Here is a 12663-nt window from a genome sequence, read left to right on the forward strand (position 1 = left end):
ACTAAAGTTACAAAAAAAGGAAACCCCAAGGTTTCCTTTTTACATTTATAATTGAGTTTTACTTCACAATCAACTTTTCACTTTGACTTTTGGTACCTTGCTTGATATGAACCATATAAACTCCCTTAGGGAAACCTTTTGTAGAGATGGCCTTTTTAGATTCCGGCATTCTAGAATCCGTGATCACAAGTTTACCCGACATATCAAATACTCTTATTTGCACCTCATCACGTGATTGACCTATATTTCCAACAAAGAATTCATCATAAGTAGGGTTAGGAAACATAACAAATTTGTTATCTGAAAGTTTAGTATCCTGAGTCGCCAAAATATTATTACATTCCTGAGGAACTGTAAAATCTTCCACCTGATCATTAGCAATCGTTTTATTTCCCGCAGAAGCATTCACACCCAACCCTCTTTTAGCAAATGCTTTCCAGATCATACATTTATCTACTCCTCCGTTTCCAATTACATCAGCCTGAAGAATAGCATCCCTTCCCTCGATAAATGTCGGACTACAAGGTTGTAGTTTAAGTCCATCAACCACTATTTGTAAAGCTTTCGCATTCCCAGAGGTTGTGCTCGCTAGTACATCACTATTATAACCATAGGTTTCAATATATTTCCAGGTAAGGTCCCATAACATTGTAGCCCAGATAAACCCTACCCCATGAGGAATTATAGCTGTATTAGTATTCGTGTATGTATTGTTGTTTACCGAAAAATCCGGAGAATATTTAGCCGGTCTAATTCCCACGCCTGTATTAGGTTGTCCCATCGGATAAGTCCCCATCCCTCTTGCCAAAGATGATGTATCACCAGGTCTTGTTGTCAGCATTAAAGCAAAATAATCGGACCAACCTTCTCCCATCTGCTCAGTGGTATCTTGTGTTGAAAGGCAACTATATCCCTGACCCGTTAATCTATTTGAAATACCATGCCCATATTCATGAGTAATAATACCATTATCAAAACTAGAATGTTTAAAACCACTATAATCAAAATTGAAAGTTGTATTAATAATTGTTCCCCCAGTAATTTGACTCGTAAGATATTCTCCCTCATCTTTTCCCATCATAATAGAAGGAATAGTAACCCCAGAAACAGCATCATCTTTCCCCATTAGAATGGGTTCTAAATTTACAGGATCATAAATAATAACCCCAACCGCACCTGCAGCTTGTATATTTTTCACTTTAAGAGCAAAGCTACATCCCCCTCTTTTTGCAACACCTATTTTCCCTGTCATACTAGCCACAGCAGTGCAGGCATCGTCTGGCACAGAAATAACCAAATCACCAGTTACGGTTTGCCCTCCAAATAAAAGAGAACCAAATCCTGCTCCTCCGGTAATTACTTTAGGTCTGCTTACAATTGATGCAGGAGAATTATATTGATATCTTACAATAGGATCAGTAGCTGTTTGTGCTCTATCATAAAGATACATTTGCATTCTCGGTGCAGCAAGATATGTTTGTCCGGAAATCACCGCTTCATATCCTGGGTTAAAATTGGCATTATTAAGCCCACTGCCATCAAATGCTTCAGCTCTTACAGCATCACCCTGCATTCCTCCTTTTCCAAAATTATTTGTCTGATAATTTCGGGCAGCCTCAGTAAATCCAAATTTATAGAATACATCATGAACTTTATTATTCATATAAAATAAATTTGTGACAGCAGCATCTCTATGAGTAAAAGGGTCATCATACCTTCCATCTCCAAAAGGAAAATTAAAGTTCAGACTACTTCCTCCATTTGGTGAATATCCAGGGTTATTGGTATTCGTCTCATCTGAATAGGCATAAACATTATTTCCTCGCGTATTGGTATAATTATTTGTTCCGTCTGAATGCCATCCTTCTGGTGAAGCCAAAATATCCCAAGGGTTATTAATGATTGATCGAGCTCCAAACGTAGGAGCTTCTACAGGTAGTGCAAAAACATTATATGATGCACTGATCGTATTATCAACAAATTTATTCAGAGAAGTCTCATCAGCGTCCACATGCAATGGATGAGTGGAAGTATTTTGTTTTGTGTTTAAATCTGAATCATGTTCAAAATCACAACTAACGGTCAGGTTATCTTTTTTAAGTATTCCTCCTGTATTCGCATTGGCAATAATATGCCACACATCTGAAGAATTTTTGTCGGAAACAAAAAATTCTTTCGCAAGTATATAAACTCCATTTATTTCAAAGTATACATTAGGCAGGTAATCAACTTTGGAAATTTCTTTTAGTTCCAGCTTCTGTTTAAGAGTTTCTATTGAAAACTCTTCTTTAGCACTTCCTTGATTAGTAATCACAACATTTCTCTTAAAATCATTTTTTTCAGAGATGATCTTATCTTCTTTAATGACTACTTTTCCTAAAGCATTATAAATCCTAAGTCCATCATAAGTCTGCTGTACATTCACAATATTTACACCAAGACTTTTAGAAACATCTTCATTTAAAATAATGATACCAACCTTACTGGCATTGTTGTCCTTTTGAATTAATTGCTCATTTTTCTTATAATACTCGTGAATTAATGTTTTAGAATCTTGTGCATTGACTTTCCCAAAAGCAAAAATAACAGCAATAGAAATTGGCATTAAAAATAAACTTTTACCCATAATATATGTTTTAAAAATGTTAAATTTATACTTTATCAATATTAAAACATTTAATAATTTGTTAAAAAATCAAAACAATACCACATTTGGTATTATCTTGATTTTTTCTTGTTTTTTTTTAACTTATTAGGTAATTTTGCATTTACAAATTTCACTCTATCATCTAAAAAATCGGTCATGCATTTATTGTAGCTGTATTTTTTAGCTTCCTTTAATGGCTCTAAAGCTTTCTTATACTCTAATTTAATTTCACATAATAAGGATTGATGAATCAATATTCTAGCTTTATCTATTCCTTTGATCTTTAAAGCAAATTGAATGAGCTTTTCTGCCTCATGAAGATCTTCATTATCCAAGAGACATTTAATATAATATTGAGGAGTATTAGGATTTGAAACATTATGATACATTGCTTCGTCAAAATACAATTTTGCTTTTTCATAGTCCATTAATATTTCGCTGTATATTCTCCCCATTAAACATAAACTGTCTGCATCTTCAGGATCGTAGGACAGCGCATAGTTCAATGCTTCCAGGCAATCCGGAAGGCTGTATGGATAATTATCCAGAGCCTCAAAGTAATATTTATTTTTAGTTAAGGTCATTTTTTAAATTTTTAAGTTCGTTTTTTAGAACATTTCTCTTTTTTTTGAAAGATTTCTCCTCGTAATTATTTTTAAAATCTGTTCCTGAAAAAGTACGTACTGGATTCCCTCTTTGTACCTGCAGATGGTTACTCCATGTTTCCTGCATCCTTTTCTCCAGTTGTTGAATATGCAATTCCATTACTTTTTCTTTTAATCTGATAATTGAAAGCTTTTTGTTCTCCAATTGCGAACGGGAATCCTGTGCAAAAACACTTTGCCCGGTCGGTAAATAAGTTGCCCGAACAGCCGTGTTTACTTTATTTACATTTTGTCCGCCACTTCCCTGACTTCTTGTTGTTTGAAACTGAATATCTTTTTCATTAAAACTTATTTTTTCTACATCTTCAATTTCAAAAATGCCAATAAACCAGTTACTTCTTTTATGCAGTTTTCGGAATGTACTTTTCCCAATCCACAGAATACTCCCCAACCAGTTTTTTAAAAATCCTGAAGTTTCCTTGCCTTTTAAAAGCAGCGTTACAGATTTCAAGGTCAGATTTTCATCCCCATTTTCACGATGGATGATTTCATATTCTATTTTTTCTTGTTTTATTTCCTCTAGAAGAATCTTCAGAACTTTAGCGACTACCCATTGGCATTCTAAAGGTCCTCTACCCGAGGTAATTTGTATTATCTTATCCATTTTACTTTGGTATTTCACTTAATCTGGGGTGACCGACAGGATCAATTCCTTTTTGCAGCAGATCTTTTGCGGCCATTACTGCCCAACATTTATCGCTGGAATGAATATTTCTGTAGAAAGAAAGTAACAACTCTGGTTTTACTATCGTAAAGCCATTGGCCTTTATTGTTTCCAAGTCGTTTCTTTCAAAAAAGTCGATGGTGATCCTGTGAAACTTATTGTTTTCTAACTCGATTGTTTTTTCATACCTGCGAAAGTTCTCCTCACTTGGGAGATGATCATATCGGGTCCAAACCTTTTGAAAGTCTTCCTTTTGGAGGATCATCACAACCTCAGCAACGTTTTCTTTTTCTACAAAAACATCAATATCCTTATGATCATGAGCATGTTTATATTCTGTATGTTCTATTTCAGACATAAAATGCCATGCCCAACCTCCAGATAAAATGATTTTATTTTTTAATTTTTCTAAAATTTCAAGTCCGTATTGAATTCTAAATTCCGGCCAGACCTCGCCGTATCTTTTTATGTTATGTGGTGCTCCCATTTCTTTTGTTTTTAAATGTTTTTAAATGTTGTCAATTCGAATGAAACAAAGTATCATTAAAAATCTTTATTATTTAGACTCTTCATTCCCTTCTGTTTCATTCCAAATGACTGCTTTTTTTTAGCCCTGATTGTAATGAAAATCCTTTTGTTTTTCTTTGACGTAAGGAAAAGCAAAAGATTGCAATGGAAAGCAGGATTAAGCTCCTAATTCTACTTATCCATTCTCACAATCCTTGGTTGGAAAGTTCCTAGAATATCGACCAGCTCACTCTGTGCGTTCATCACTTCATTGATGTCTTTGTAAGCCATCGGTGCTTCTTCAGCGTTCCCACCCATTAAAACCACATTCTTCAGTTTTAGTTCTTTTTTGATGTCATTTTGAGTGAAAAGATTACGGCATTCGCCTCTGGAATATGCTCTTCCTGCTCCATGTGACGCAGAATTTAAAGAATCAGGATTTCCTTTTCCTTTTACGATAAATCCTTTTGCTGTCATTGATCCAGGAATCATTCCCAGCTCATTTTCATTGGCAGGGGTTGCACCTTTCCGGTGAACGATCACTTCTTTTCCGTTATGGATTTCTTTCCAAGCGAAATTGTGATGGTTTTCAATTCTGGCTTTTACCCTTCCTCCAACTGCTTTCACGAGTCTTCTATGAATATCGTCATGACAAGCTGAGGCATAATCTCCCGCCAGATTCATTGCTGTCCAATATTCCAATCCCAGATGCGTATTCAAATCCAGCCAGGCGAAATTTTGAGCTTCTTTTGGTAATGGACATTGCTCTGTTGCTACTCTGGAATAATATTGAGCAATTTCAGCTCCCAATCCCCGCGAACCGCTGTGTGAAAGAATACCCAGGTATTTTCCTTTTGGAAGTCCAATCTGTTGATCTTCTTCTGTAATTTCAACCTCACCAAATTCCACGAAGTGATTTCCACCACCTGAAGAACCCATTTGCTTGATAGCCTTCCCTTTTAATCTTCTCAAAATTGGAATCATATCGAATGTGTCCCTATCGAAAATCTCGTGTTCTACATGAGATTTATGCGTTTCATACATTCCGAATTTGGTGTGTTCGGACAGTGCTTTTTCATATTTATCTTTAGCACCGTGCAGATATGAAATTGGGGTATCCAAAATACTGAGACTCATTCTGCAACCGATATCCATTCCTACTCCATAAGGAATTACGGCATTGTCTACGGCGAGAACTCCACCGATTGGAAGTCCATAACCACTATGTGCATCAGGCATTAAAGCTCCCTGTATTGAAATTGGAAGTTTCAACGCGGTGTACAATTGGTTCTTTGCTTCATCAGAAATGTTGTTTCCGAAAATATGGAAAGAAGTACGGTTCGTATTCAACATTCTTTTCTCTGTTTTCTTTGATGATAGTAGAGCTTCCGCTATCTGTCCAAAGGTTAAATCTTTTTCAAAATCTTCTGGGTTGACCAGAATTTCTTTTAAAAGACCTTTCACATGATGAATATTCTTTGTTGCAAAATTTCTTTTCATGACTTCCAAAGCAATATTGATACTTTGATTATTTGGATAGCCTAATTTTAATATATCTTTTCCTTTTAGTTTTAAATTTCCCATTGTTTTTGTTTTAAACATTTTTGGACCTATAAGTCCTGTAAATAGTCTGCAAACTCCGTTGCTGACATTTTGTAGTGAAAGTATTTTTTACTTTCGATAAGATTAATTTTTTCATCTTCACACCTCCATTTGCGCGATTTTCCGCGGATTTTATTACAAATAATACCTAGGATTCTATATTGATCTAAATAGGATTCCAGCGCTTCATACTCTTTTTCTAATTCCGAGTCTAAAGGTTTGTAATGCGTGATCATATAAGGTCTTATCCTTAAAGTGAATCGCCAGGGTTCGATGAATTCGTAGTAAGTATCATATCTTTTTCTAAATGGATTGTATTCTTCTTTCTTCAGAAAGTATTGTCTTTCTCTTTCCGTAAGAGTGAACTTTGGATCAGCCCAGCTAAATGAAGAAATTCTCTCGAGCTTTTGCTCCCTTGGTATATATATTCTCCGACCGAATTTTCTTTTCTTTTTTACAAATTTTCGATTTTCGGAATAGGTATACGTATTAATCTTATTCAAAATTCCTTCAAAGAAATTTCCGTCATTAGATGTTTTTATGTCGTCTCTAACAACAAATGATCTTACAAATCCTTTTTGATAAGGTTTTTCAAGAGGCACTAAAGGGATATTTCTTCTTATTTCCCATAATTCCTTACTACGTTTATATTTTTTTCTTATCTGTTTTTCTTCGTCTTTTTTTATTATCCTTTTTCTGCTTTTGATGCTTCTCAAGCGATGAAACAGAAGATTATTATTTTCCATTAATTATTCATAGAGACAGATCTCTGATATAGGACTCAAGATATTTGAGGCCACATATCACATCAGATCTCGTATCAACTAAAAAAATAGTTGATGGGTTTAAATAGTGAACATTATATGAAGAAAATCATTTAAGATTCTTTCACTTTGTTCAGAATGACAATAAAAAGATTTCGGGGAAACTGAAGTTTGAAATATTGCGCAATAAAAAACCCGAAATCTCTACGACTTCGGGTTTTGATATTTCAATATACTATTGTTCTATGAATGTACCAAACTACGAAGCCTTACCACCATAAGTGGCAAACCGATTGGAGAATTATGATCAAATTTGAACATTGCTTCGTTGTTTTTTAATGGGTTAAACTTTATTTTCAGGTGCAAATATATACATTTTTTTGAAAATGCTAATTTTTTTTAATAATTTATCAAAAACAATATAAAAACATACATGGAAATTAATGCTATGTTTCTAACTTTTATTTAGAAACATATTGAGTATTTCTACGGCACATTTTGGAAGATTAGTTCCCGGACCGAAAATAAAATCGGCTCCGTTGGCATACAGGAATTCGTAGTCCTGCTGAGGGATTACTCCACCTACCACAATAGTAACATCTTCGGCTCCTAATTTTTTTAATTCTTCTACCACCTGTGGAACTAAAGTCTTATGTCCTGCCGCTAATGAAGATACTCCTAAAATATGAATATCGTTTTCTACAGCTTGTTTTGCGACCTCTTCGGGAGTCTGAAATAAAGGTGCTACATCTACGTCAAATCCCATATCAGCAAATGCCGTTGCTACTACTTTTGCTCCTCTATCGTGACCATCCTGTCCCATTTTGGCAACCATTAATCTTGGACGACGTCCTTCTTCTTCTTCAAATTTCTGAGTTAATTGAAGGGCTTTTTCAAAAAATTCGTTTTTTCCGGCATTCATGGCATATACTCCTGAAATTGTTCTAATATTTGCTTTATATCTACCGAAGCTTTCTTCCATCGCATCACTCATCTCGCCTAATGTTACTCTTCTCCTTGCAGCCTCGATACAGAGTGCTAACAGATTTCCTTTGCCTGTTTTTGCACTTTCTCTGATCTCATTGAGGATCTGATCAACAGCCTCAGAATTCCTCGTACTTTTTATTGAGTCTAATCTTTCAATTTGTTTTCTACGAACTTCCGTATTATCAATATCCAAGATCTCTATTGACTGTTGTTTTAAAGAAGATCTAAATGAATTTACACCAATAATAAACTCTTCACTACTGTCTATCTTTGCCTGTTTTTTGGCCGCAGCTTCTTCAATTCTCATTTTAGGGATCCCTGCTTCAATAGCTTTCGTCATTCCTCCTTCCTGTTCAACCTCATCAATATATTTCATGGCTTCATCAATCATTTGCTGAGTAAGGCTTTCAACCAAATTACTTCCACCCATCGGATCTACAACATCACAGATTCCACTTTCCTGCTGTAAAATAATTTGTGTATTTCTGGCAATTTTTGCTGAATAATCTGTGGGTAAAGCAATAGCTTCATCCAATGCATTCGTATGGAGAGACTGTGTTCCACCTAAGGCGGAAGATAGCGCTTCAATAGCTGTTCTGGTAATATTATTAAAAGGTTCCTGCTCAGTTAAAGACCAACCTGATGTTTGTGAATGAGTTCTTAATGCTAAAGATTTTGGATTTTGGGGATTAAATTGTTTCAAGAGATTAGCCCAGATATATCTTGCGGCACGCATTTTAGCGATCTCCATAAAATGATTCATTCCGATCGCCCAGAAAAAAGAGAGTCTTGGAGCAAAATCATCGACATTCATTCCCGCTTTAATACCTGTTCTTACATACTCCAATCCATCAGCCAAGGTATAAGCCATTTCTAAAACCGGTGTTGCACCCGCTTCCTGCATGTGATATCCTGAGATAGAAATTGAGTTAAACTTAGGAATGTTTTTAGAAGTATATTCAAAAATATCTGCAATGATCTTCATGGAAGGTGCTGGCGGATAAATATAGGTATTTCTTACCATGAACTCTTTCAGGATATCATTCTGGATAGTTCCTGAAAGCTGATCTTGTTGTACCCCTTGTTCTTCAGCGGCAACAATATAAAAAGATAAGATTGGCAGAACTGCACCGTTCATCGTCATTGAAACCGAAATCTGATCCAATGGAATTTCATTGAATAATATTTTCATGTCTTCAACGGAATCAATTGCAACTCCAGCTTTTCCAACATCACCAACCACTCTTGCGTGGTTAGAATCATATCCTCTATGGGTAGCAAGATCAAATGCTACTGAAAGTCCTTTTTGACCTGCCTCTAAATTTCTTCTGTAAAATGCATTGGATTCCTCCGCTGTAGAGAATCCCGCATACTGACGGACTGTCCATGGTTTTTGAACATACATCGTAGAATATGGACCTCTTAAATAGGGTGAAATTCCGGGAGATGTCTCTGTGAGGGATTTATTTTTAACATCATAATTGGTATATGATGATTTTAACTCCAGTCCATCTTTTTCGAAATTATAAATTTCACCTTCTTTAGGTAATATATGTAGATCCAACTTTCTTACAGAAATTGTCTTTCGCATTTCAATAATTTTATCCCTGTAAAGTTAATTTTTTTGAACGAAACATGAAACTGAAGTTAATCCACTGACAATACAATTATTGACAAAATAAAAAGGCCGGGCAATTGCCCGGCCTTTCCAACAAGATTAGTTATTAATTATCTCTTAATCAGTTTAGTATTAAATGTTTTAGTTTCTGTAGTAATAGTAATAATATACATTCCTTTTACTAATGAAGCAACGTTAATCCTCTGCCCATCTAATTTACCGCTTTGTACTAATCTTCCTTCAGCACTGTAAATTTTATAATCAGCTTTTTCTTTTAAGTTTTTAACCTCAACGAAAGTATCAGCCGGGTTTGGATAGATTTCTATTTCAGATTTAATATTTGTAATTTCTTTCACAGCAAGAGCATTATTATCTGCTATTTTCACGGAAAAATCTCTGAATGAACCACTTGAAACAACTCCTCCTCCCGTAGTAGGAACTGTTGGGCTGCCACAAGGACTGTTAGCTGCATTAAAGAACGTACTGGCCACTCTCATTCTCAAAGTTTTATCTCCCGAATAGGCTGTAGCAGGCACTGTAAATGTCACACTTCCATCACGAAGGTATGCCTGAGCTGCCGCTGCAAAGAAAGGAGTATCACTACTAGAAGCAACTTTTTCTGAGTCTTCAAAAACACCGTTTCTGTTATAATCTATCCAGATCTCAAGCCAGTCATCATAGTTTCCACCGGCCAGGTTTCTAAATGTAGCCGTGTACTGAGTCCCTTTTGTTAAGTTAACCACTTTAGTTGCATCTTCACTAAAGTCCAGATATGTTTTATAAACATCCATGCCGGAAAAAACATACGTTAAATTAGATAAAACCAGTCTTATGAGGCCGCTATTAAAGCTGCCTCCATTTCCTCCTGTCGTCATTAAACAATAGTCAACCCCTGTTTTCAATCCTTTCGTTTTGAAAGTATAGTTGTTGGAAAATGTACCTGGAATAGAATTTACCACAGCGGCAACCTGCACTTCGTAGCTTGTTTCATCTTCAAGGTTATTAAGAACTACTGAATTTACTGGACTTGTTGCATTAGACCAGTTGGCAGTTCCTGGTTTTCTATAATTAATTGAATACGTAGCACCAGGTACACTGTTCCAAGCTACTCTTGCCGTCGTTTTGAAGACCTCTGTATTAATAGTGGCAACTCCAGTTGGAGCATTAGTGGTTGAAGTTGGAGCTGTTCCTATAGTAACTTGAGGAGATACTGCATAGAACACGTTTCCAACTGCAGATATCCTGAATTTAACAGCACCTGTCAGGTTACTTGGCATTTGAGCAGAATAACTACCTGTATTGGGAGTAGAAGCTACTAAATCTGTCCATGTCGTTCCATTATTTGTTGTATAATCTATTTTTACACTAGCTACATTATATGGAGCTGCATTTGTATTAGCTACCGCCCACTGGATTGTATTTGAAGCATTATTATACAATACCGAAGAAGCTGTAAGTCCATTGAACTTAAATGGTCCATCATTTCCTACTGTTACTATTGTCTCGGAAGTAGAAGTCATTGGCCTCTGAGCATCCTGATCTCTTACGGTAACAGCATAATTCAATTCTCTCGGAATATAAGAAACTGTTTCCCAACCTTGTTTATCCGTCAATACCCCATTTAAAACACTCTCCAATTTAGGAAAATACCTTCTGCTATTTGCAGTTCCAGGGAGCGATCTCGCCAATGCACCTTCTGCATTGTATCCCCAACCACTGTCTCCGGATATTGAGTTTCTATCGCTTACACTGTTATACTGCTCCCAGGTATAATTAACAGGATTGTTTTCAGCATCTACGGCAACTGCATCCAGATAATAGGCTGTTCCTTTAGGAATGTTATATGCTGTAAGCGGAGTAATTACCGGAGCAGTGTTGGTCACAATAGCTGTTGAAGTTCCACATGCAGGTTTGCTTTCCAGATTATTTAACACCTGTGAAATCGATTTATAATGGAAGTACCCATCCATATTATTCTGGATATTATCCTGAGTGATACCCGGATATCCCATAATGGTTGTTCCTCCCCAAGGCTCAACGTTCGCTCCTGAACCTTCAGTCCTCATTGAAAAAGTATGATTTGCCCCCAATTGATGCCCCATTTCATGAGCAGCCATAAGGTCAAAAACTTCTCCTGTAGGATCTGGACTCATCGAAAAAGCAGAACCCTTAGCTGTAGAAGTGTTATTAGCAGGGTTTGTACAAACAATTCCGATACCTCCCGCATTTCCGTTTCTGCTTCCACCAACATTACGATGAAATACATGTCCGATATCGTAATTGGCATTTCCAACCTGTGCTGTTAATGTTTGTTGAAGCTGAAGATTAAGTGATGGATCACCCTGAGCTACTGGCGGAGTATAAAAATCTGTTGCCGCATCTGTATAAATTATTGCAGGTATATCCTGAACAATAAAATGAGCGCCAAAATCTTTTTCAAAAACCCCATTGATTCTTGTCATTGTATTATTGATAGCCGTAAGAGCTCCAGCTTGTGTCCCACCATGAAACTGGGTATACTCTCCTGTCGCTGCCATTGCCATTCTGAAGGTTCTATATCGTGTATTGGTAGGTCTGTTGGTTATCCCAATACTGGAAAGTTGTTTTTTCCCATTTTCTACCAGCTTATCAATATCTTTAAGATCATGCTCATCGGTACCACATCCAAAGCCGTGTATTCCACCTTCTCCTTTTGTCTTATAGAATACACCATAAGTCAGTTTATCAGTCGTAATAGGTTCAATAAACTGGAATACTCCGTCTTTAATGATCATGGACTCCATATCAGTTGGAGATGTACTAAATCGTAGATACTTAGACGGATCATCAATCCCTACCCCTACATAAGAGCCGAGTTTGTATTTTTCTGTTATTGATTTCTCCATAACAGGATTACTGTAGACTGCAAATTTTTCTATTTTACCCTCTACAGTAGGCAAGGATATCACAACAGCTTTTGCATTGTTTCCAGTTTCAACAGCATCCTTTAAGAGATTTCTCAAAGTTGCCAAATCTACGCGATAAGCACTTTTTACCTCAACGTCTTTCCTTATTTGAGAAGACCTTTGAGAAACAGATTCCCATCTTTGTGCATGAATACTGACAAAGCCAGTAGCTAGTACACCAATGAGTAAAATTTTCTTTTTCATAAATTACATTTATTTCAATAAAACATTAAGTATTTAAGCAAAAATAAAAACTAATGAAAA

The 12663-nt window shown here is 36.1% G+C and carries 8 protein-coding genes; all 8 read right to left on the reverse strand.

Annotated elements, in window-relative coordinates; translation table 11 throughout:
- Positions 1-58: 58 nt before the first annotated feature.
- Positions 59-2626, reverse strand: coding sequence for a T9SS-dependent M36 family metallopeptidase (locus tag NG806_RS14610; protein WP_261510324.1), 2568 nt, complete (start codon positions 2624-2626; stop codon positions 59-61).
- Between the two features lie 92 nt (positions 2627-2718).
- Positions 2719-3231 (reverse strand): tetratricopeptide repeat protein, encoded by a 513-nt coding sequence (locus NG806_RS14615; RefSeq protein WP_261510325.1) that lies wholly within the window; start codon positions 3229-3231, stop codon positions 2719-2721.
- On the reverse strand, positions 3218-3916 hold the full coding sequence (gene prfH, locus NG806_RS14620) for a peptide chain release factor H (RefSeq protein WP_261510326.1): 699 nt from the start codon (positions 3914-3916) through the stop codon (positions 3218-3220). The genes NG806_RS14615 and prfH overlap by 14 nt, the downstream gene beginning before the upstream one ends.
- A gap of 1 nt (position 3917) precedes the next feature.
- The gene (locus NG806_RS14625) at positions 3918-4463 is read right to left on the reverse strand and encodes a nucleotidyltransferase family protein (protein ID WP_261510327.1); all 546 of its coding nucleotides are present in this window, start codon (positions 4461-4463) and stop codon (positions 3918-3920) included.
- 212 nt (positions 4464-4675) lie between these two features.
- Complete coding sequence (locus NG806_RS14630) at positions 4676-6067, reverse strand: RtcB family protein (RefSeq protein WP_261510328.1); 1392 nt, start codon at positions 6065-6067, stop codon at positions 4676-4678.
- A 26-nt stretch (positions 6068-6093) separates the two neighbouring features.
- Positions 6094-6831 carry a hypothetical protein gene (locus NG806_RS14635; protein ID WP_261510329.1) on the reverse strand — a complete coding sequence of 246 codons (738 nt, stop codon included), beginning with the start codon at positions 6829-6831 and terminating at the stop codon, positions 6094-6096.
- 472 nt (positions 6832-7303) lie between these two features.
- Positions 7304-9427: a methylmalonyl-CoA mutase gene (scpA, locus tag NG806_RS14640; RefSeq protein ID WP_261510330.1), complete on the reverse strand. Its 2124-nt coding sequence runs from the start codon at positions 9425-9427 to the stop codon at positions 7304-7306.
- A gap of 137 nt (positions 9428-9564) precedes the next feature.
- On the reverse strand, positions 9565-12603 hold the full coding sequence (locus NG806_RS14645; protein WP_261510331.1) for a reprolysin-like metallopeptidase: 3039 nt from the start codon (positions 12601-12603) through the stop codon (positions 9565-9567).
- Positions 12604-12663: the final 60 nt, after the last annotated feature.

The sequence above is a fragment of the Chryseobacterium paludis genome, assembly GCF_025403485.1.
GTDB classification, from domain to species: Bacteria; Bacteroidota; Bacteroidia; order Flavobacteriales; family Weeksellaceae; genus Chryseobacterium; species Chryseobacterium paludis.